The organism is Ruegeria sp. AF3, from assembly GCF_056536285.1.
On the sequence record NZ_JBQFJM010000002.1, the window covers coordinates 611,754 to 631,924 of the forward strand.

At 58.2% G+C, this 20,171-nt stretch carries 21 protein-coding genes and 1 pseudogene; 13 read left to right on the plus strand and 9 right to left on the minus strand.

The genetic code is table 11. The features are described from left to right. The first annotated feature begins 35 nt into the window (after positions 1-35). Genes ACR3FC_RS19525 through ACR3FC_RS19555 form a run of 7 tightly spaced genes read left to right on the plus strand, consistent with a single transcriptional unit; the run spans position 36 to position 7,081 of the window. Complete coding sequence (locus tag ACR3FC_RS19525; RefSeq protein ID WP_480477989.1) at positions 36-1,058, plus strand: succinylglutamate desuccinylase/aspartoacylase family protein; 1,023 nt, start codon at positions 36-38, stop codon at positions 1,056-1,058. After that, positions 1,059-2,519, plus strand: coding sequence for an aldehyde dehydrogenase (locus ACR3FC_RS19530; RefSeq protein WP_480477991.1), 1,461 nt, complete (start codon positions 1,059-1,061; stop codon positions 2,517-2,519). Positions 2,520-2,543: 24 nt separating this feature from the next. Beyond that, positions 2,544-3,914 (plus strand): Rieske 2Fe-2S domain-containing protein, encoded by a 1,371-nt coding sequence (locus tag ACR3FC_RS19535; protein ID WP_480477993.1) that lies wholly within the window; start codon positions 2,544-2,546, stop codon positions 3,912-3,914. Continuing rightward, positions 3,911-4,543 (plus strand): hypothetical protein, encoded by a 633-nt coding sequence (locus ACR3FC_RS19540; protein WP_480477995.1) that lies wholly within the window; start codon positions 3,911-3,913, stop codon positions 4,541-4,543. Before ACR3FC_RS19535 ends, ACR3FC_RS19540 begins: the two co-directional genes overlap by 4 nt. Then, positions 4,543-5,169, plus strand: coding sequence for a hypothetical protein (locus tag ACR3FC_RS19545; RefSeq protein WP_480477997.1), 627 nt, complete (start codon positions 4,543-4,545; stop codon positions 5,167-5,169). Before ACR3FC_RS19540 ends, ACR3FC_RS19545 begins: the two co-directional genes overlap by 1 nt. Then, complete coding sequence (locus ACR3FC_RS19550; RefSeq protein ID WP_480477999.1) at positions 5,169-6,359, plus strand: YlbE family protein; 1,191 nt, start codon at positions 5,169-5,171, stop codon at positions 6,357-6,359. Before ACR3FC_RS19545 ends, ACR3FC_RS19550 begins: the two co-directional genes overlap by 1 nt. Next, positions 6,356-7,081: an amidase gene (locus ACR3FC_RS19555; protein WP_480478001.1), complete on the plus strand. Its 726-nt coding sequence runs from the start codon at positions 6,356-6,358 to the stop codon at positions 7,079-7,081. Before ACR3FC_RS19550 ends, ACR3FC_RS19555 begins: the two co-directional genes overlap by 4 nt. Before the next feature lie 11 nt (positions 7,082-7,092). On the opposite strand, the pseudogene ACR3FC_RS19560 reads toward ACR3FC_RS19555, so the two are convergent. The 5 genes and pseudogenes from ACR3FC_RS19560 to ACR3FC_RS19580 all read right to left on the minus strand — a co-directional run. Next, positions 7,093-7,152 (minus strand): annotated as a pseudogene (locus tag ACR3FC_RS19560) (RidA family protein); the annotation flags it as partial. A 106-nt stretch (positions 7,153-7,258) separates the two neighbouring features. Further along, on the minus strand, positions 7,259-7,756 hold the full coding sequence (locus ACR3FC_RS19565) for a sarcosine oxidase subunit gamma family protein (protein WP_480478003.1): 498 nt from the start codon (positions 7,754-7,756) through the stop codon (positions 7,259-7,261). A 1-nt stretch (position 7,757) separates the two neighbouring features. After that, positions 7,758-10,628, minus strand: coding sequence for a 2Fe-2S iron-sulfur cluster-binding protein (locus tag ACR3FC_RS19570; RefSeq protein WP_480478004.1), 2,871 nt, complete (start codon positions 10,626-10,628; stop codon positions 7,758-7,760). Continuing rightward, entirely contained in the window at positions 10,615-10,872 is a 258-nt protein-coding gene (locus tag ACR3FC_RS19575; RefSeq protein ID WP_480478006.1) for a sarcosine oxidase subunit delta, read from the minus strand. The genes ACR3FC_RS19570 and ACR3FC_RS19575 overlap by 14 nt, the downstream gene beginning before the upstream one ends. A gap of 14 nt (positions 10,873-10,886) precedes the next feature. Next, a complete protein-coding gene (locus ACR3FC_RS19580; RefSeq protein WP_480478008.1) occupies positions 10,887-12,137 on the minus strand; it encodes an FAD-dependent oxidoreductase in 1,251 nt (416 codons plus the stop codon). Between the two features lie 169 nt (positions 12,138-12,306). Here ACR3FC_RS19580 and ACR3FC_RS19585 point away from each other — a divergent pair, with 169 nt between their 5' ends. The 3 genes from ACR3FC_RS19585 (at position 12,307) to ACR3FC_RS19595 (ending at position 13,973) form a co-directional block, all read left to right on the plus strand. After that, positions 12,307-12,462, plus strand: coding sequence for a hypothetical protein (locus ACR3FC_RS19585; protein WP_480478011.1), 156 nt, complete (start codon positions 12,307-12,309; stop codon positions 12,460-12,462). After that, positions 12,446-13,234: a phytanoyl-CoA dioxygenase family protein gene (locus ACR3FC_RS19590; RefSeq protein ID WP_480478013.1), complete on the plus strand. Its 789-nt coding sequence runs from the start codon at positions 12,446-12,448 to the stop codon at positions 13,232-13,234. Before ACR3FC_RS19585 ends, ACR3FC_RS19590 begins: the two co-directional genes overlap by 17 nt. A gap of 271 nt (positions 13,235-13,505) precedes the next feature. Next, entirely contained in the window at positions 13,506-13,973 is a 468-nt protein-coding gene (locus ACR3FC_RS19595) for an N-acetyltransferase family protein (protein WP_480478015.1), read from the plus strand. Here the strand turns inward: ACR3FC_RS19595 and ACR3FC_RS19600 are convergent. Both ACR3FC_RS19600 and ACR3FC_RS19605 read right to left on the minus strand, forming a co-directional pair. Beyond that, on the minus strand, positions 13,951-14,997 hold the full coding sequence (locus ACR3FC_RS19600) for an aromatic ring-hydroxylating dioxygenase subunit alpha (protein WP_480478017.1): 1,047 nt from the start codon (positions 14,995-14,997) through the stop codon (positions 13,951-13,953). The two genes, ACR3FC_RS19595 and ACR3FC_RS19600, sit on opposite strands and share 23 nt — an antisense overlap. Positions 14,998-15,093: 96 nt before the next feature. Next, positions 15,094-16,023: a LysR substrate-binding domain-containing protein gene (locus tag ACR3FC_RS19605; RefSeq protein WP_480478019.1), complete on the minus strand. Its 930-nt coding sequence runs from the start codon at positions 16,021-16,023 to the stop codon at positions 15,094-15,096. A gap of 96 nt (positions 16,024-16,119) precedes the next feature. Here ACR3FC_RS19605 and ACR3FC_RS19610 point away from each other — a divergent pair, with 96 nt between their 5' ends. The 3 genes from ACR3FC_RS19610 (at position 16,120) to ACR3FC_RS19620 (ending at position 18,622) form a co-directional block, all read left to right on the plus strand. Further along, entirely contained in the window at positions 16,120-17,205 is a 1,086-nt protein-coding gene (locus tag ACR3FC_RS19610) for a hypothetical protein (RefSeq protein WP_480478021.1), read from the plus strand. A gap of 154 nt (positions 17,206-17,359) precedes the next feature. Then, a complete protein-coding gene (locus tag ACR3FC_RS19615; protein WP_480478023.1) occupies positions 17,360-18,301 on the plus strand; it encodes a fatty acid desaturase family protein in 942 nt (313 codons plus the stop codon). A 3-nt stretch (positions 18,302-18,304) separates the two neighbouring features. Further along, positions 18,305-18,622, plus strand: coding sequence for a non-heme iron oxygenase ferredoxin subunit (locus ACR3FC_RS19620; protein WP_480478025.1), 318 nt, complete (start codon positions 18,305-18,307; stop codon positions 18,620-18,622). 12 nt (positions 18,623-18,634) lie between these two features. On the opposite strand, the gene ACR3FC_RS19625 is transcribed toward ACR3FC_RS19620, so the two are convergent. Both ACR3FC_RS19625 and ACR3FC_RS19630 read right to left on the minus strand, forming a co-directional pair. Next, a complete protein-coding gene (locus ACR3FC_RS19625) occupies positions 18,635-19,216 on the minus strand; it encodes a glutathione S-transferase N-terminal domain-containing protein (RefSeq protein WP_480478027.1) in 582 nt (193 codons plus the stop codon). A gap of 50 nt (positions 19,217-19,266) precedes the next feature. Then, positions 19,267-20,148 (minus strand): amino acid ABC transporter permease, encoded by an 882-nt coding sequence (locus ACR3FC_RS19630; protein WP_480478029.1) that lies wholly within the window; start codon positions 20,146-20,148, stop codon positions 19,267-19,269. Positions 20,149-20,171 lie beyond the last annotated feature (23 nt).

Here is a 20,171-nt window from a genome sequence, read left to right on the forward strand (position 1 = left end):
TGTTATGAAAGTCGCAGCCCAGTAGAAGAACCCGGATGACCGACACACTTTCACCCCAACCCAGCAGGCTTCACCTGACCATTAATCTGGATGCGCCGGGTCGGCAGGTTGGCGATCTTATGCTGAAATGGTCCGACAATACCGTACCGCTGGGATACCATCCCATCCCGATCATCAGCCTGCGGGGCAAACCGGGGCCGTCTGTCCTGATTCTGGGCGGCACACATGGGGACGAATTCGAAGGGCCCTCAGCAATCCTGCGTCTGGCGGAACAGCTGAACCCTGCCGAACTCTCTGGGCAGGTGATCCTGATCCCGGCCCTGAACGCGCCCGCCTTTCAGGCTTCGTCGCGGGTTTCGCCATTGGATGGTCAAAACCTGAACCGCGCTTTTCCGGGCGATGCGGATGGTGGCCCGACGGCCATGCTAGCGCATTTTGTCGAAACCGTACTGCTGCACCGCGTTGACGCAGCCATAGACCTGCACTCAGGTGGTAAGGCGTCCGTTTTCGATCCTTGCGCACTGGCGGCAAGGGGGGATGACACAGACCTGACCGCAGCCAACATGGATTTGGCCCGCGCCTTTGGGCTTCCGCTGATCTGGGTACTGGGCGTGCATAACGACAACCGCTCGGTGAATGCTGCCGCTGCCCGCGCCGGAGTTCCGATGATCGCAGCAGAACTTAGTGGCGGAGGGGGTGTCGATCCTCATGCCACTGACCTTGCTGAAGCCGGGCTGATACGCTGCCTGAAACATCTGGGCATTCTGCCGGGCGGCTCTCCTGCCCCGGCACCGGCGCAATGTGTGGAAGTCGCCGATCCGCTGCATTCGATCCATGCACCTGCGGATGGCCTGTTCGACCGCCGCTGCGCTGCCGGGCAACAGGTAATCAAAGGTGATCTGGCGGGTACTCTGCACTTTCCGACCGAACCGGAACGCGCAGCTGTCAAGCTTACCTTTCCCGCAACGGGCCATGTTCTGGCCCATGGCAATCGCGGCATTGTACGCCGGGGCGATTTGCTGGCGCTGGTTGCCCAACCCGTGCCCGAGAGACGTTGAATGAAAACCTGCTCTCCGTTCATTTCCGGTGCCTTTGTTGATTGGGATGGTGAAACCCTGCCCAGCATCGACCCCGCCACTGGTCAGGTCTGGTGCAAGGTCGCCCGTTGCGACGCACAAACCGCCGATCAGGCTATCCGGGATGCCGATCATGCTTTCCGGAACGGGCCATGGGCAAAGTCGGGGCCGCCAGAGAGGTCGGATGCGCTCGACCGATTGGCAGACATCTTGGAAACCTGCTGGGAAGAGCTTGTAACGCCTGAAATCCGCGACAACGGAAAGCGCATAGCCGAGGTGCGCGGACAATTTTCCGGGCTGCACAGCTGGTTCAGGTATTTCGCGGCAGAGGCGCGCAAACTACAACCCGAACCGCAAGCCAACAACGTCCCAGGCGTGCAGAGCGTTGGGTACCATTTGCCCTATGGCGTCGTGGTCGCCATCACGCCATGGAACTCTCCGTTGATGATCCTTGCCTGGAAGCTGGCACCGGCATTGGCGGCGGGCAATACGGTGGTTGTGAAACCTTCTGAAATGGCCTCGGCCTCGACTCTGGAATTCGCACGGCTGGCGCACGAAGCAGGACTGCCGCCCGGGGTGTTAAACGTGGTCACCGGACTGGGTCACGAGGTGGGCGAGGCGTTGGTTCGTCACCCCCTGACGCGCAAGGTCACTTTTACCGGCTCGGATTTTGGCGGTCGTAAAGTGGCCGAGGCTGCCTCAGCCGGAGTAATCCCTGCGGTGCTGGAGCTGGGTGGAAAGTCTCCGCAGGTGGTCTTTGCCGACTGCGATCTGGACAATGTGGTCAACGGAATCCTGTCCGGCATCTTCCTGTCGAACGGTCAAACCTGCGTCGCCGGTTCAAGGCTGATTGTTGAGGCCGGGTTGAAAGACAAGCTGGTATCACGCCTGGTCGACCGGGCACGAGCGCTTAGGATGGGTGACCCGATGGACCCAGACACTCAGATCGCACCACTGGCCAACGAGCCGCATCTGCGCAAGGTGACGGCGATGATCGAACGTGCCAAGGCCGATGGCGCAGCCTGCCTGCTGGACGGAACCGCTACGGCAGCGGGTCGGAACGGATTCCATATCGGGCCGACGGTGTTCGACAATGTAAGCCCCGACATGCAGCTTTGGCGTGAAGAAGTGTTCGGCCCGGTTCTTGCCGTAACCTCATTCACTACCGAAGACGAAGCCATCGCGCTGGCCAATGACAGCGACTATGGGCTGGCTGCAGGGGTGTGGACGACCGATGCCGACAAGGGCGCGCGTATCGCCGGGGCTATTGCGGCAGGCTCGGTCTACATCAACCACTATCGCAGCGTAGACCCTGCCAGCCCCATCGGCGGGATCAAGCTGTCGGGCTATGGGCGTGAACTTGGCCCGAACGCCATCAAGGATTTCTGTCAGGTCAAATCGATATGGACCGGCACCGCGCCAGTCCCCGATCCATTCCCCTGACCACCGATACGCACGGAGGATGCCATGAACAATCATTTCTCAACCCCCGAGGGCAATTTCCGCGGTCACGACCAGCAGAGCGTTTGGCAACAAGAGCCCGACCCGGAGCTGACTGAAGTCGGCCCCGGCACGCCATGCGGCGAATATCTGCGCCGGTTCTGGATGCCGGTGGCGATGACTGACCAGATCGGCGACCTGCCCTATCGTCTGCGCATTCTGGGCGAAGATCTGGTTCTGTTTCGCGAAAAAAAAGATGGCAAGCTAGGCCTGACCCATCTGCATTGCTGCCACCGCAATATGAGCCTTGAGTTTGGCATTGTAGAGGAAGGCGGCATCAGGTGTTCCTATCACGGCTGGAAATACGGACTTGACGGCACCATTCTGGAAACCCCGTGTGAACCACCTGCCTCTCAGGTCAAGAAAAAGGCTTGCCTGGGGGCGTATCCGGTGATCGAATACAAAGGGTTGGCCTTTGCCTATATGGGTCCGGCCGTCGCGCAGCCCCTCTTCCCGGTCATGGATACCTTCGATGACGAAGGTGACGAGTTGGTGCCCTATCTCATCAAGTCCCCCTGCAACTGGCTGCAAGTGATGGAGAATGCCTGGGATCCGTTCCATGTGGTCTACCTGCACACTCTGGCTGTGCGGAGCCAGTTCATCGACGCCTTTGCCGAAATGCCGATGATCGAGTTTCACGAAAGCCAGACCGGCGATTTCTACACGAATGTCCGGCGTGTGGAGGATATCGTCTGGGTCCGCATCCATGATCATATGTTGCCCTCGTTCACCCAGAACGGCGGTCATTTCCCGGTGCCGGATGGGCCGCGCTATTTTGGACGCTGCGGGCTGTCGCGCTGGATCACTCCAATTGACGACACCAACACGATGGTCATCGCCTGGCGTCACTTCCGCGATGCGGCGGCGAATGACGATCCCAAGGGTCTGACTGATAAAAGCAAGGTGGGTTTTGGAATGACCGATTTCTACGGTCAGGATCCCGACCGACCGTATGAGATGCGGCAACGCGATCCGGGGGACTATGACGCCTGGGTCAGTCAGGGCCCCAAGAATATCCACGCCCGCGAAAACCTCAGCTTTACCGACCGGGGTGTCGCCAAGGCGCGCCGTCTGCTGCGCAACGCCATTCGCGCTCTGAAGAGTGGCGAAAGACCGCCTCAACCCTCTGACAATTTCGCCGGAAAGATGATACCGACATATGCTGGTGACACCATGCTGCGCATTCCATTGCAGGTGGGGCGGGACGACGGGGCAGTACTCAAAGAGGTCTCGCATCAGGTAGCTGAAATCTACAAATCCGGTGACCACCTTCAGGGTGAGGCTCGCAAGACGTTCATCGTTGATGCGCTGAAAGAGTATGAGGCGAGCTGGTCATGACAGCGCGCATCCCCCATAACCCCGGCCGAGTGGACTGGTCCGGTGAAAACCCGGGCATCTATCTGAAACAGGACCCCGACCAGGATCACTATGACACGCTGGCGCTTTTCTTTCGGGTGGTTCTGTCACCTTATGGTCGCGGACACGCGGCACTGATCCTCGGGGCGCCCGATCAGGCGCAGGGCTGGCCGCATGTGCCAAACCTGGTCATGACCGATAACCAGCGGATGATGCGCTGGATCGTCGATGGATGGGTGACAAAGATGCCGACCTTCATTGGCAAGGCGGGTCTCGGCGCGATGAGCTGGCTGGACTGCGACAGCGTCGAAAAGCGCCCCCGCGATCTGAAGTCCAGATACTCCGAAACCCTGCGCGGCTCAGGCGTTACGGTCGAGATGATCTGGCAGGACATGGGTCCACCATTGCCGGTAGAGGTGACCAAGGAGAACTCGGCTACTAAAGCGCATGAAATGTATTCGGTATTTTTGGAGGCCAAGGCGGCGCAGGTTGTCATCAACGGCACCCGCCTGCCCGGTCAGGTCGCTAGCCGCCAGTTCTTTGGCCGCACCATGTCGACGGCCTTCCTCGCCTTCTCGGAAACCTGGGTAACCCCGCAGGAAGATCTGTGATGCCTTTGAACGAACCTATCACACCCGGCATCGTCGACTGGACAGGCGAAAACCCGGGCATCCTGCTCAAAGACGACAATGACAACTTCTCAGCCATGGCGCTGTTCTTTCGCGTGGCATGGTCTCCAGTCGGTCAGGGTCAGGTGCTCTTGCTTTACGGAACCCCGGATCAGGTGGAAGGACCACCTGAGGCTCCGAACGTAATTCTCAGCGACAATCCTGATCTCACGGCTTTTCTGAAGACCAACTTCATCGGCAAACTGGCCGCTTTCGCCAACGCCCCTGCTTTCGCCACCCTGCCCGAGATTGGCGCGCAGGTTGTGCGTTCCTCAGGCGATCCGATGAGCCATCGCTACACCGAGACCATCGTAGGCGAGAACCTGACCGTTGAGCTGGTCTGGGAAGGGTTCGAACCACCCCGCGCGCTGGAACTGTCGCCGCACGAGGTCGCCTCGGGCGAGCAGAACATGTTCTCGCTGCTGGTGCCTGCCCATTCCGCGCAGATCATCGTCAATGGCCATGCTTTGCCGGGCAAACTGGGTACACGGGTGCAGGCCGGATATAAGACGACGACGGCATTCCTGTATTTCTCGGAAACATGGATCATCCCGCCGGAGGATACGTGATGCTGCACGCCGCAGATCAGCTGGCCTTTGACAAGGCCATGGTGACCCAACCGGTCTGGAACCGGTTCAATACAGCGTCTGATGCGCTGGGTTTGGACGAGAACGTTCTGCTGCATTCAGGCCCCGCCTTTGCCAGCCTCGATCAGATTACTGCACCGATCCTGAATTCTGCCTGCGTCGCTGCTGTCTGGCAGGGGCTTGCGAAGGATTTCGATCAGGCCGAGGGGATGATCAACGCAGGTGAAATCCTCCTGAGACCTGCACAGGATCATAATGTGGTGACGCCGCTGGCCGCCGTGGTCTCGGCGGATATGCCGCTGCACACGGTTTATGACGCGTGGCGCGGGCGGCAGCAGGTTTATGCGCCGATCAATGGGGGTAGCCGTCCGGCAATGCGGCTGGGGCTGCGGTCCAAGGCAGTGCTGGACCATATCCAATGGCTCAATACCCGGTTTCTGGACGTACTTGAGAAAGGGATCGCCGAAGGGATTGCTCTGGTCCCACTCGCCGTGATCGGCCTGACGGGTGGGGATGATTGCCACGGGCGCACATCTGTAGCCGCGCAGGCGCTGATTGCCGAACTCAAGGATCGCACGCCGGGCGGGATCACGGATGACGATGTGCTGGCTTTTATGGATAGCTCACCTTCGCTGTTTCTGAACCTGTGGATGGCGGCAACCAAATGTATGATGAAACTGGCCGAAGGGATTGACGGCTCTAGCTTCGTCACCGCGGCAGGTGGCAATGGGCGCGAAACAGGCATTCAGATCTCCGGTCTGCCGGGCCAGTGGTTCACAATCCCGGCCAGCCCGCCCAAAGGGACGTTTGAGGTAGACCTGTCACAGGAGCGGGCGCTTGGTGCTATCGGTGACAGCGCTGTGGTCGAAGCCTTCGGGTTGGGGGCCATGGCCATCGATCTGAGCCCGGAGCAGAAAAAGGGTCTGGGGGCTTATCTGCCCGAAGATGCGCAGGCACGCATGTCCGGCCTGTCGGTCGGGGCGCATCCCTATTTCCGCGCATTGGATGTTCAATTGGGAAGCACCGCGCGCGGCGCAGTAGAACAGGGTTCAGGGCCCGTGATCGGCCTGGGCATTCTTGACCGGCTGGGCGAAGCCGGACGCCTGGGCGGAGGCATCTATGACATGCCTGTCACGCCTTTTGCCGACGCCCTGAAAGCGCTGGAGGCATGACGCAGCTGAACCATCACTCCGCCCACGCACTGGCTGCAATGATCCGGGCTGGCGAGGTGAAACCATCCGAAGTGATGGCGGATCATCTGGACCGGATCGAAAACCGTGAACCCGTCATCGGGGCTTTTCAGACCCTCGATGCCGAGCGCGCCATGGAGCGTGCAAGGTCTGCCGACGCACTCCCCGTTGGCGGACCGCTCCATGGCGTGCCATTTGTGATCAAGGACATCATCGACACCGATGACATGCCGACCGGTTGGGGTAGCGACCTTTATTCGGATCGCCGCCCTGATCGGAACGCGACCTGTGTGCAGGCCTTTCTGGACGCAGGTGCCATTCCGATCGGCAAGACGGTAACCACCGAATTCGCCTATTTCCGACCCGGTAAGACTGCAAACCCGGCCAACCCGGCGCATACACCAGGTGGATCATCATCCGGTTCGGCCGCGGCTGTGGCTGATTTCATGGCCCCTTTGGGATTTGGATTTCAAACCGCGGCTTCGCTGATCCGCCCAGCCGCCTATTGCGGGGGCTGCGGCTTCAAGCCAACTACCGGACGCTACGATCTGACCGGTGTCATGGGTCTGTCCCTAAGCCTCGATACGTTGGGCATTCTGGCACGCGATCCCCGCGACCTCGCGCTGAGCGACGCTGTACTGTGCGGCTCCGATCTGCTGTCCCCGGCCTCTTCCATCCAGCGCTGGATATTGCGGCAGGCCTGATCCGCCTGCGCACCGGGATCGCCTTCGCCAATCAGTGTACCATCCAGCAAAGTACCAACCTGCCCCTGCATGAAAACAAAGTCACCCCGGGCACGGATTGCCTTGGAATAGGTTGCTTTCGCGTGATAGCGCGTCTGGTACTTGTGGATGTGTGTCCGGGCCAGGGCAGTTGCCTCCTCAGGCCGTTGCGCGGGTCAGAAAGTCGTCAATCATATCCGCAAAACTCTGTTCGACCGCAAACTCAATACCATCCCGACACCGCATCACCAAAGCCTTGAGACCAAAAACTTCGGTATAGGTAACTGCATCTGGCCCGAACACGCTGTCATGCAGGTCCATCGGACTGGCAATTGCCATCGCCTGATCCGCATCCGTTCCTGTAATGCGAAAGAATGTCATGGTGTCCGAGATACGCACGATACTAATATCCGCCGGGCAGTCCGTTGGCTTCAGCTTTGCCTCCAGCGTATCTTCCTGTGCCAGCGGGGCCCGGGTGACCCAGTGGTTACGACCGATGTAAAACAGCTCGGTGTTGTCTTTATTCACGCGGGTGTTCGGGCGATCCGGCAATAACGGCAGAGCGTCCCCGACCCAATTCGAAACCGCGTCAGGCGCTCCTTTGAGGTCGAATAGGGCCATCAGGCTGCGTCGTTCTATTTTTACGTCATAACTCATCTCAGGACCTCAGCAACTTGCCCTCGGGGTCGTGGAAGACCGGTCTCGTGACAGTGACCGGGATCACATCGTCCTTCAGCCGGACATGGGCGGTTTCGCCCTGTCGCGCGTGACCGTTTTCCAGCAACGCCAGTCCGACCCATCGTTTATTGACCACACTCCAGACGCACGCCGTGACCAACCCGTCGGTGGCCTCTTTGCGTCCTTCAGGGGTCAAGGGTGCACCTTCTGGGATTTGCCGGTCAGGGTCTTTCGGCAGAATGCCCACCAGCTCGCGCCGCGTCCGACTGCCCGACCGGCGCAGAGCAACCGAGCGTTTGCCGAGATAATCGGGCTTCTTCTTCGACATTGCCCACCCCATTCCGAGATCGAATGCATCGACCGTTCCGTCAACTTCGTGACCCAGCGACAGAAACCCTTTTTCGACCCGCAACACGTGGCTGGATTCTGAGCCTACGGGCAGAATACCGAAAGGCGCTCCGGCCTCCATCACCTTGTCCCACAGCTGCGCCATATCACGAGGGGCAACGTTGACCTCAAAAGACAGTTCACCGGTGAAGCTGACCCGAACCACCCGCGCCGGAAGTCCGGCAACAGTGCCATCGCAGAAGGACATGAAGGGAAACACCTCGGGCGAGAGATCGATGTCGGTGCCAAGCGCCTGTAAGACGTCGCGCGCCCTGGGGCCGCAGATGGTAGCGTTGTTCCACTGGCTTGTGACCGTGGTGATCATCACCTGCCAGTCCGGGAATTCGGTCTGCAACAGCTTTTCCATATGCTGATTGACCGCATCCGCGTGCCCCGTCGAGGTCGAAACCAGCCAGCGGTGTTCGTCCAGCCGGAAGGCAACGCCATCATCCAGGATCAGCCCGTCATCCGACAGCATCAGCCCATAGCGCCCGTTGCCCGGTTTCAGGCTGGACATGATGTTGGAGTAGATGAAATCGAGGAATTGCGGAACATCCCGACCCTTCAGTTCAAAGGTGCCAAGGGGCGAGCCATCATAGACGCCAACTCCTTCCCGCACCGCTCGACATTCGCGATTGACGGCCTCTTGCAGACCTTCGCCCGGTTTCGGGAAGTATCCCGGTCGCCGCCAACGCGCGCCAGCCTCATACATGACCGCGCCGTTGTCCTTGTTCCACTGGGTCACAGGGGTATGGCGATAGGGGAACAGCCCCCAGCCCTCCCGCAACCCGCCAATCGCACCGAAGGAAACAGGCGTATAGGGAGACCGGAAAGTGGTCGTTCCAACCTCTTGCAGCGGCACGCCTTTTTGCATCGCAATAGTGCCGATGATGTTGATATTGCCGGTCTTGCCTTGGTCGATCCCCATGCCGCCGGTGGTATAGCGCTTGACGTGTTCGACATTGTCATAGCCTTCGCGCAAGGCCAAATGCACATCACTGACTGAGACATCGTTCTGCACATCCAAAAAGGCTTTGCCGTGCTGGCCCGGCACATCCACCCGCCAGAGCGCTTCAATTGCATAAGGCAGATCGTCGCCACCCTCAACGATCTTGTTCAGCGTCAGATCTCCTGCCGCTGCCCCCACCGCGCGGCACTTCTGAACCGCCTGATCAGGGACAAATGCTGCCAGATCCCCATCAAACCGCAACGTGCTGCGGGATTGCGACCACAGGTGCACAGTTGGGCTCCACCCACCGGAGCAGCCCAGCACATCACAATGGATCCAGTGACCTGCTCCTCCGGTCATGGGAACGGCTTTGACCGCGCGAACCCTTTTATGACCACGTACATCACTTGCAACTGTTGCAGTGTGAACCGGGACATTCGGAACCTGATCCAATACCTCAGACGGGACAGTCTTGCGGCTGTCCAGAATGGCCATAACCTGCGTACCTGCCGCTGACAGATCAGCCGCCACAGCATAAACACTGTTGTTGTTGGTAAACAGCACCACACGCTGCCCAGGCGTCACGCCCCACCGGTTGACGTAAGCCTGTACGGATGAGGCCAACATCACACCGGGCCGGTCATTGCCGCCAAAAACCATGGCGCGTTCAGTGGCTCCGGTAGCAATAACAACTTCGCCGGCCCGCACGCGCCAACTGCGTTCCAGAATACTGTCCTGTTCCGGCTCGCGTTCGTTCACCATTATCAGATTGTGTTCGCGATAGGCCCAGACAGTTGCATTTTGCAGATGGGTGACATTGTCCATACCGCGCAGCTCAGCCACCGCATCCGTGACCCAGTCCATTGCGGGACAGCCACCGATCGAAAGATTGCGGTTGAGCAGACTACCGCCCGCCTCGGTGCCCTCATCCGCCAGAAACACACGTTTACCCGCGCGACCGGCCTCAAGCGCAGCTTGCAGACCGGCTGGGCCAGCTCCGGCGATCAGTACATCGGCGTGGGCGTGCCGGGCCTCAAAATGACCCGCAGCGGGAGGGTTGGCTGGGGCCGCCGCCAGCCCTGCGGCCCGACGGATCGAGGGTTCAAACAGGTGCCAGTCCGGCCATTTGAACGTTTTGTAGTAGAACCCTGCGGGGATAAAGCGCGTCAACAGCTGATTGATCCCACCCAGATCGAACTCGGGCGAGGGCCAGCAATTGACCGACCGCGCGCTCAGCCCGTCGCGCAGCGGCACCGTTGTCGCAGGACGGTTGCCCGAAGCATCTTCGCCATCCAGTTCCACCAGTGTTGCGGGTTCTTCGGGCCCGTGCCCCATGATACCCCGCGGGCGATGATACTTGAAACTGCGGGCCGTGACCCGAACCCCGTTTGCCAACAGGGCTGAAGCCAGCGTATCTCCCTCGAACCCTTCATAGGATTTGCCATTGAATGTGAATCGCAAAGGGCGGTTTCGGTCGATGCGCCCGCCCGAAGCGCGGCGGTTACTTTGTGCCATCGGACGCCTCCACAATGTCATGGGTCCGTGTGTCCCGCCAGATCGTGAACCATTCACCGCATCCGCGCGCGTGCCACCATTTCTCCTCAACCGGACCCAATGGGTTCGGCGTCACCGTCAGATATTCGACCCATTGTTCATCGCTGACAGCATTGGCGTCAGGGCGCTCCGCCCCGACCGGGCCGCCAAAAATAAACTCGTTTTCGTTTCGCTTGCCGCAGAATGGGCAGGGTAAAAGCATCATGATCCTGACCTTTCCTATCGCGCCGTAGTGGTTCCGGCTTCCATCACGAAGTCCAGATGCCGGAACCTGCCAAGAGTGAAGGGCGCCATAAGCGGGTGCGGTTCCCCCTTTGCCACCAGATGAGCCAGCGTCAGCCCCCCTGCTGGAATGGCCTTGTAGCCGCCCCACCATCCGGCGGTGACAAACAGCCCCGGAATCTCTGTCTGATCCATGATCGGCGAGGCATCATGGGCAATATCCAGATGCCCGCCCCATTGCCGCATCAGTTTGAGCTTCTTGAAACTCGGGAACAGGGACAGCATTGCGGTCACCGTGTCTTCGAATACGTGTTGCTTGATGTCACGGCGGAAACTCTGCCCCATGTCGGGCGCACCGCCGATCACCATCTCGCCCTTGTCGGATTGACTGAAATAGAACCCGCTGTCCGGGCAGTTCACGATCACATCGACCAACGGCTTGACCGGTTCGGACACAAACGCGGTCAGGTTCATCGTCCGCAGCGGCAGTTTCAACCCGGCAGTTTCAGTGAGCGTGGTTGTGTGACCCGAGACGGCCACAACCACCTTCTTTGCCCGGACAACGCCCCGGTTGGTCTCAACCCCTTCGATCGAGCCATCTGCCCCGCGCAGCAGGGATTGCACCGCCGTCTGCTGATGAATCTCTACTCCAAGCGCGTCAGCCGCACGGGCATAGCCCCAGGCCACGGCATCATGCCGGTTCACGCCGGCATCCGTATGCACCATGCCGCAGATCACCGGCAGCCGCGCATCCGGCCCGCCGCCAGTCAGCGCCGGAATGCGGCGGCGCAATTCCTCGGTGCTGATCTGTTCATAGGTCGATCCGTAGATATCCATCACCAGCTTTCGCCGCCGCAGTTCGCGCAGCTTGGGCCAGGTCTGAACCACATCCACCATGGTTCGTTTGGAATGCATCATGTTGAAGTTCAGCTCATCCGTGAGACCTTCGTACATGGCGACGGATTTGACGTAGAATGGGATCGATTCATCCCGCATGTAGTTTGATCGGATAGTCACAGTGTTCCGGGCAATGTTGCCGCCACCCAACCAACCACGTTCCAGCACAGCCACATCGGTGATGCCAAACTCTTTGGCTAGATAATAGGCGGTGGCCAGACCGTGCCCCCCCGCCCCGATCACCGCTACATCGTACCGATTCCTCAGCGGCGGACTACGCCAGGCTCTGGGCCAGTTCTTATGCCCGGTCAGTGCGTTCCGGGCGAGCGAGAAGATGGAATACTTTTGCATGGTAGTAATAATATTGATTAATACGCACATTCCGTCAATAGACTTATGGCCATGTAAAACGATCCGTCATGTGTTCTATGCCAATGCGAAAAATTAGGTTAAGTTGGCTGGTGAAAGGTGCCGCAATGAGCCTTCGCATTGAACAGTTCCATCGACGTCTTGCCGGCAAATGGTCGGCCCGATCGCTTTGGCCCTGTTTCATTATAAACTGCCGCAGCTCACCCATCACGTAACGCCGGACAAACCGGGTGCAACGCGCCTGCATACTGCAACCGCCTCAATGGAAGAGGCGTTGAATTGGACGTTACATGACACAGACATCTGACCTGAAGATCATTCAGGAAACCTATGCACGCGACGGAGTCGTGCTGCTGAAACAAATTCTGTCGCAGGATTGGCTTACCAAACTACGCAAGGCCGTAGATGAAGAGGTTTCTAAAGGCGAGCGCTATTTTGCCTATAAGAACATGCGCGAAAACCCGGGCGTATTTCAGGATTATTGCCTGACATCGGATATCGGCCAGCGCGTGGCTGAGGTGGCGGGCAGCCCGTGGACTTCGCTTATCTATGACCAGATTTTTGCCAAAGAGCCGGGGACAAAAACCCAGACGGGCTGGCACACCGATCAACCCTATTGGCCGGTGGCCGGACCAATCATGACCATATGGATCGCTCTGGACCCGGTTGACCCAGACAATGGCGCGCTGGAGTTCGTTCGTGGATCACACGATTGGGGTGCCAAGTACCGGCCTTTCAAAACCGACCAGCTTGGGGCGTTCCTGCACTATCTTGAGGAAGACAACCCCGACTATATCGACATGCCTGATTTCGAGGCCAACCGTGCCGCCTACGACATCTTTCACTACCCAAAGATGGAGCCCGGCGATGCGCTGGCATTTGACGGCATGACAGTGCATTCGGCAATGGGCAACCGCACCTCAACTCGGCGCAGACGCGGCTATGCCGTCCGATTTGCGGTAGAGGGCGCCATCTACCAGCCACGCGATGCCGTGACAGAGTGGCTGCATGACGACAGTTTGCGCCCCGGCGCACCCTTTGCCGGAGGGCGTTTCCCAGTGATCTACGGCGCGGCGTAACCGGCGGCGGACACCGGTCCTCTGACCGCACAGTGAATAACTTGACGTTATTCTGCTATCGTCACAGGGTTAGGCCATTATCGTCTTGGCCCAACCCCGCGGCACATATTCCAACGCGCCCTAAGCAGTGCGACCGTTGATGTGTAGTTAGAAAGTGCCGCCACAGCGCGGCATTTTTCATCTCGCTTCAGTAGCAAAGAAACAGGAGGCAAAGATGAAACCTACCATCTAGGACCCAAAGGTGCATATTGGGGACGCGGAGCCGGATAACATGCCTTTTCTGCTGCAAATTATCCGCGCTCTGGCCGCACATCACGACGATGTCCCAAGCATCAACGCTGCAGTGTTAGAGCGGGATGTGTTCGGCAATCAGCCATGGGTCTATGTGCTGGTTGCCGAAACGAAAGGCGAGGTCATCGGCTATGTCGCCCTGAGCCCGCTCACACAGTTGCAGCTAGGCCGTCGCGGTATCGTCATGCACCACCTTTTCATTGGACGGCTGTATCGCCGCATGGGTGTCGGGCGGCAACTTATCGAAAGCGCAAAACAAAAGGCGCGCGCGCTGTCCTGCTCTTACATGATGGTCGGCACCCACCCCGACAATTCAGAAGCCCAAGCCGCCTACCTGGCTGAGGGTTCGAACGACAGGACGCAGCGCATCCCCGGCTTCACGTCCCCCTCGATGCCTAGTGGGTTTCGGAACCGGCCAACAAACCTTACGCCCGCTCAACCATGTTGATCGGAAAAGCCTCAGCCTCAATCGCGCGGTCCAAGGCTTTGCGGAATAGTTTGGCCCCAGCGTCCAATCCCAGATCAATGTTTGGCGTCTTGGCGTTTTTCATGCCCAGATGAACCTTCTCCAAAACCTCCTTGTCCTCAAGAAACGCCATCCGCGCGCCATCATTCATGAATTTGGACACCTCGGAATTATCGGGATCGGAATTGCGGTGCTGGAACCAAAAATACCGGGTCCGATCCTCATCAATCGGGGTCATGAAATTGTAAGAGACGTTGACGAAAGTCTCGGCAACGGGCGGTTTGTCATAGCCGCCGGTTCCGACGGGCGTATAGATGGATTTGTTCAGCCCTATCGCGGGCATACACATCTCGTAATGCTGTAGCCTGTCGCAATCACCGTCAAAGGCCACCAGCTTCGCATAATAGGGCGACGGCGGCTTGTTCTCGATCCAGCGCGAGACAATCACGCCGCGGTCGGTTCGTTCGACATTCAGCGGCTCTTCGTCCGTGCCAGCCCCGGCAAAGGACGAGACATGCACCCAGGCTACATGGCTGGGGTCCAGCAGGTTGTCGCAAACCCACAAGTAGTGGCAGTCGATATCCATCACTCCACCATCAGTCATGCCCCAACTGGCATCGTCGAAATTCTCGATCAGGAAAATATTGTCAGGGTCCGCCTGTTCCGGATCACCCATCCAAATCCACAGGAACCGATACCGATCCACTACCGGATATGATCTTACCACTGCCCGCCGCGGGGTCATGCCACGCTGGGTCGGGCTGTCCGTGCATTTGCCCGAGCAGTCGAATTTCAGGCCGTGATAACCGCATTCCACCACATCACCGATCAGATTGCCTTTGGACAGCGGCAGCTTACGATGCGGGCAAGCATCTTCCAATGCGACCGGAGTGCCGTCCTCCCGCCGGTAAAGCACGATGTTTTCACCCAGAAACGTTTCGGCCTTCAGTTCGCGACCGATATCCTTGCTCCAGGCAGCGACATACCAGCAGTTTCTCAGATACATTGAAATGCTCTCCAGATCGTCAGATGGCTTGTACCAGTATGGGCAGAGAGACGTCCTTGCGCCATGTCGGAATGGTAATGACTCATATAAGCCAGGCTAATTATAAGCGTCGGCGGATGGCGGGATGTCCGGTTGCGCTTCTACTTCAGCACTGATCCAGTTCAGAAACTCACCGACTTTCGGACTGTCCTTGGTTTCGTGTCGCCGAACCAGCCAGTAAGACAAAGGGGACTCGGTCAGTTCTGGAAAGGGTCGAACCAGACGCCCGTCACATAACGTATCGATCACCAGGGGTTCCCGACCCAGCGCGACACCCAGCCCTTCAATTGCAGCCTGAACCACCAGATTGGATTGGCCAAATCGCCGTGTGCGCAAGGGTGACGGCAGCGTCAGACCGCATTGCCGTGCCCAGAAATCCCAGGTTGGGCTTGCAGGACCATGATGCAGATTCTCATCTACCAGCATCGTGTGCTTCGCAAGATCCTCGACCCCGCGCAGGTTGGGTATCAAAGATGGTGCGCAAACAGGAAACAACTGCTCGGTCATCAGCAGATCCACCTGGTAGCCGGGGTAATCACCCAGCCCATAGCGGATTCCGATATCCGCATCCGCGCCGGAGAACGGATATTGACCAGTATCCGTAGCGATCGAAATCGATAGGTCCGGGTGGGCCAGATCAAAGTTCAAAAGACGCGGAAACAACCAGTTGAACGCAAAACCTGGCAGGCATGAAATCACGATGGTCCGGTCGTTGCGGGTCTTATCCCGCAACTGGGTGCAAACACCTGAAATGCGCCCCAGCCCTTCGGAGATGGCCAGCGCCAGCAGTTCACCCTCTCGGGTTGGGCGCGATGACCGCGCGCCGCGTACCAACAGATCGCGACCCAACCATTCCTCAAGCGTCCGCACATGCTGACTGACCGCACTTTGGCTAACACCAAGTTCGGCCGCAGCAGGGGAAAAGCCAGAATGACGGACAACTGCCTCGAAGGCACGCAGAGCTGAATAGGGCAGATTTACAATCATATTAGTCACCCTAATGTCAGACATAATTACTTTCAAATAGATTAGGCGCATGGTGCAGGCCTAATCTGTACGGGCTTGAATCCGTAGGAGACGCGAATGTCGGACATCACACCCGAACGCGGCGCGCGAAATCTTTTGACGAACTGCGCTCACGCAGCGGTGGGTGACCGACTTCTGATCGCTTACGAACCCCCCGAGTTTGGTTATTTTGACGCGGACAGTGTCAAGATCGTATCGGACGTCGCGCAATCCATGGGGTTGTCGGTTGATGCAGTGGATGTAGGATTCAATCCGGACAATCCTCACCTGTCCCCGGATCTTCTGGCGCGGTTCGAAGCAGCCGAGATAATCCTCTTTCTTGCCCGTCTTGGGGATCAGCTACGGTTTTCGGAGATGCCCCGGGGCAAAAAAATCATCGTCAGCTTTGCGCTGAGCCGTGAGCTGTTCGGGTCGGGCTTTTCCAACGGGCACCATGATGCCTTTCTCGACATCAAGGCGGCGATCAATGCCGTCCTGAACGAGGCAACCGATGTGCGGGTCACCTGCCCTCTGGGCACGGCTTTTCAGGGGAAGCCGGAGATGAACCTTGATCCGGCGGGCGATACGTCGATCCTGAGATTCCCCATGTCAGTTTTCACGCCAGTTCCGGCGCACAGTTTTTCAGGGCGGGTGGCGCTGAAGTTTCTGACCGGAACCGGATCAAGATACTATGACGACTATACGATCGAGTTCGACAGCCCGGTGTTTGCGTTGCTTGAGAACGGACGCCTGACCGGGTTCACGGGCGAGCCCACCGATGTCGCCCGGGCCGAAGCGCAATATGACCGGGTCGCGGGCCAGTTCGGTATTGACCGAAATTTCGTGCATTCATGGCATGCTGGCATTCATCCGGGCTGCGGATACCCTTGGGACATGCGCGAGAATTTCGAACGCTGGGGCGGTTCTGCTTTTGGCAATCCGCGTATCCTGCACTTCCACACTTGCGGCGCATATGCTCCCGGCGAAATCAGCTGGAACGTGTTTGATCCGACAATCAAGATCGATGGTGTGACCTATTGGGAAGATGGGGTTTTTCATGCTGACCGCCTGCCCGGTGGAGCTTCCATTCTGGACAAACACCCCTGTGCGGCAGCACTGTTTGCCGACCCCGATCCGGATATCGGCCTTCGCCGAACCGGCTGATCATTCAAGCTTGATAAAACGCGTGCCATCACGCTAATCTGGTAGCAATAGAGTCCACCCGACAGGACCCTATGGTGCGGAGCACTCCCGTCTCCGGTGCCGGAAAATGCGATGAGGGCGCGGCCCCCGCACCGGCAAATTGTGTGGAATTCACATGTCACAAGCAATCGTAACGCCCCTGTCTCAGGCATTGGCCGAAGGCAAGCTCACGCGTGAAGAGCTGAAAGGTTTCATGCAACGGTCTAACGGTCCCGGCTTACGCCATCTGGCGCTTTGGGTTCTGGTGCTGGCCTGCACGACCACCCTTGTTACTCTGGCATGGAACAACTGGCTGATATGGCCAGCAATGTTCCTCCAGGGTATCGTTCTGGTACACCACTTCTCGCTGCAGCATGAATGCGTGCACTATACCGTATTCCGTACGAGGTGGTTGAATGATCTGGTTGGTCAGATCTGCGGCCTGATCATTATCCTGCCGCATCGGTTCTTTCGCTATGAACATTGCGATCACCACACTTATACGCAACTGACCGGAGAAGACCCTGAACTGATCCCGTTGCCCGAGACGTTGGGGGAGTACCTTATGTACCTGTCCGCCCTGCCCTACTGGCGCGGTAAATTCACGGAACTTTTTCGCCATGCCAGCGGCAACCTCAGCGAGACCGAGCTGCGATTCATCCCGAAAGTGGAACATCAGGCGGTGTATCGCGATGCGCGCAGAATGCTGGCCATCTATACGGCCATCTTTCTGGGTATGGCCATCACCGGCTGGTGGGGACTGATCTGGTACTGGATAATCCCTTTGTTTTTGGGTGAGCCGGTGATGCGCTTTATCCGGATGACCGAACATGTCGGACGCCCCACCGTGGCGCAGATGTCCGAAAATACGCGCACCAATCTGGTATCCGCCCCCTGGTCCTTTTTGTGCTGGAACATGAACTACCACGCAGAGCATCACTACGTGGCCTCAGTTCCCTTCCACGCGTTACCTCGCCTTCATGAGAAGCTGAAAGACCACATTCATGTTGAGCCTGGGGGGTATCTGGCCGCCCATCGCGAGATCTTGAGGCAGATCCGGCAGAAGGCGGAGGTGTAACTCATGGCGGATGAAAAACCCTGGAAAGACGTGATCGAGACAACTCGGCTGGAAAAGAACTGGGTCACACGGGTCGAGATCGGCTCACGTATCCTGGCGGTCTACGACACTCCCGGCGGCGTCTATGCCTCGTTGGCACTTTGCAATCATGGCGGTGCTGATCTGTGTGACGGGTATTTTGAAGGCTACGTCATCGAGTGCCCTTTGCATCAGGGCGCATTCGATGTGCGTGACGGACATGCGGTTTCGGCCCCTGCGACACGACCAATGAAGGTATTCGAAGCCCGCATCAAAAACGGCATGGTGCAGATCCGGGCGTAGCCCCGAACAGTCCTAGTCCGGTGCCGGCAACCCCGGCATCAGGATATATCCCGACGGAGCTTCAATACGCGCGATCCACGAATGGACTGCCGGGTAAGGAGCCAGCGATAACTTTCCCTGATAAGCCAGTGCTATGTAGGGGTAACAGGCCGGATCGGCGATCGTTGGACGATCACATGCCAGCCAGCGTCGTCGTGACAGGTGCTGCTCCATAATCTGCAGGGATTTTTGCCCAAGTGCCTGTGGCCCGGTCAAATCGATGTCGCGTTCAAACAGAACAATCGCGCGGGCCGTTGCAACGCCGTGGAAAATCTCGTTTACCGAATAGGACAGCCATTGTTGTATATCCCCATGCTCTTCTGGCGAATCCGGCGCCCAATCTGCCGCGCCATACTTCTGTGCCAGATACATCATGATTGCGGTGCTGTCGCGCAGGGTAAAGCCGTTGTCGTCCAGCACTGGGACCTTGTTCAGCTGGTTGACCTGCAAGAATGTAACCTGGTTCTGATCTCCGCTCAGCAGGTTGACATTGATGATTTGATGAATTGATGATCCAGCCGCAGCATGGACAGCAGCAGCCGAGCTTTGTGGCAACTGCCCGAGAGCCGGAAATCATATATCCGCGTTGCCCCGGGCCGTTCGCGTCAGCGCCTGTCTGACCGCTTTTCAAGTCGTGCAAACAATCGGCTGAGGCCGAAACACACAACAAAATAGAACCCGGCCGTGGTGATCCACGCCTCAAAGATCATGCGGGACGAGGCCACAAGCTCGACTGTTTTGTAGGTGAGTTCCTGCACCGAGATCAGCGACAGGATCGAGCTGTCCTTGATCAGCGAGATGAATTGGTTTGCCAGCGGTGGCACCACTTTCTTCAACGCCTGCGGCAGAATCACGTAACGCATCTCCTGTAGTTTGCTCATACCAATCGAGCGCGCCGCTTCGCGCTGGCCTTTCGGGATCGACTGGATACCAGCCCGGACAATCTCGCCGACAAAGGCGCTTTCAAACAGGGCCAGAACGATGACACCAGAAACCAGTGAGGGAAAACGGCGCATTTCGCCGAAAAAGAAGGTCCAGATATGTTTGTCCTCTTGCCGCGCTATACCACGAGCCCAACGTTCGAGGTTGAGCGCGTCAATCAATTGTTGTGACAGGAAGAAAAAGAAAATGAAAACGACCACAACCGGCGGCACGTTGCGGAGAAATTCAAGATACGTCCGTGCCAGCATCCGGATCGTCAGGTTTGCTGAACACCGCGCAACCCCCAGAATGGTGCCAAGCAACAAGGCCAGAATGCCCGAGTAAATACTGATACGGACTGTCGCCATAAGCCCCTGCAGAAACAGGTTCGCGAAATACTCTTCGCGGCCCGAATGCCAGCCAACGACATAGCCCGGGATCAATTCCCAGCGCCATTTGTAGTTCAGCGTGCCTTCGATCGACAGCCAGATATACCCGAAGAAAGCGATCAGAGTCACCACGATCAGATAATCTGGCCATCTCAGTTTCTTCAGGAAATCTTGCACCGGGATTGCTCCGCCTCAGGGTC

Coding starts and splice junctions, on each gene's coding strand:
- ACR3FC_RS19590 (WP_480478013.1), top strand. CDS start 12,446: ATGACACAGACATCTGACCTGAAGATCATTCAGGAAACCTATGCACGC.
- ACR3FC_RS19620 (WP_480478025.1), top strand. CDS start 18,305: ATGGCGGATGAAAAACCCTGGAAAGACGTGATCGAGACAACTCGGCTG.
- ACR3FC_RS19585 (WP_480478011.1), top strand. CDS start 12,307: ATGGTCGGCCCGATCGCTTTGGCCCTGTTTCATTATAAACTGCCGCAG.
- ACR3FC_RS19605 (WP_480478019.1), bottom strand. CDS start 16,023: ATGATTGTAAATCTGCCCTATTCAGCTCTGCGTGCCTTCGAGGCAGTT.
- ACR3FC_RS19610 (WP_480478021.1), top strand. CDS start 16,120: ATGTCGGACATCACACCCGAACGCGGCGCGCGAAATCTTTTGACGAAC.
- ACR3FC_RS19555 (WP_480478001.1), top strand. CDS start 6,356: ATGACGCAGCTGAACCATCACTCCGCCCACGCACTGGCTGCAATGATC.
- ACR3FC_RS19575 (WP_480478006.1), bottom strand. CDS start 10,872: ATGATGCTTTTACCCTGCCCATTCTGCGGCAAGCGAAACGAAAACGAG.
- ACR3FC_RS19525 (WP_480477989.1), top strand. CDS start 36: ATGACCGACACACTTTCACCCCAACCCAGCAGGCTTCACCTGACCATT.
- ACR3FC_RS19545 (WP_480477997.1), top strand. CDS start 4,543: ATGCCTTTGAACGAACCTATCACACCCGGCATCGTCGACTGGACAGGC.
- ACR3FC_RS19550 (WP_480477999.1), top strand. CDS start 5,169: ATGCTGCACGCCGCAGATCAGCTGGCCTTTGACAAGGCCATGGTGACC.
- ACR3FC_RS19595 (WP_480478015.1), top strand. CDS start 13,506: ATGCCTTTTCTGCTGCAAATTATCCGCGCTCTGGCCGCACATCACGAC.
- ACR3FC_RS19540 (WP_480477995.1), top strand. CDS start 3,911: ATGACAGCGCGCATCCCCCATAACCCCGGCCGAGTGGACTGGTCCGGT.
- ACR3FC_RS19570 (WP_480478004.1), bottom strand. CDS start 10,628: ATGGCACAAAGTAACCGCCGCGCTTCGGGCGGGCGCATCGACCGAAAC.
- ACR3FC_RS19615 (WP_480478023.1), top strand. CDS start 17,360: ATGTCACAAGCAATCGTAACGCCCCTGTCTCAGGCATTGGCCGAAGGC.
- ACR3FC_RS19580 (WP_480478008.1), bottom strand. CDS start 12,137: ATGCAAAAGTATTCCATCTTCTCGCTCGCCCGGAACGCACTGACCGGG.
- ACR3FC_RS19535 (WP_480477993.1), top strand. CDS start 2,544: ATGAACAATCATTTCTCAACCCCCGAGGGCAATTTCCGCGGTCACGAC.
- ACR3FC_RS19565 (WP_480478003.1), bottom strand. CDS start 7,756: ATGAGTTATGACGTAAAAATAGAACGACGCAGCCTGATGGCCCTATTC.
- ACR3FC_RS19530 (WP_480477991.1), top strand. CDS start 1,059: ATGAAAACCTGCTCTCCGTTCATTTCCGGTGCCTTTGTTGATTGGGAT.
- ACR3FC_RS19600 (WP_480478017.1), bottom strand. CDS start 14,997: ATGTATCTGAGAAACTGCTGGTATGTCGCTGCCTGGAGCAAGGATATC.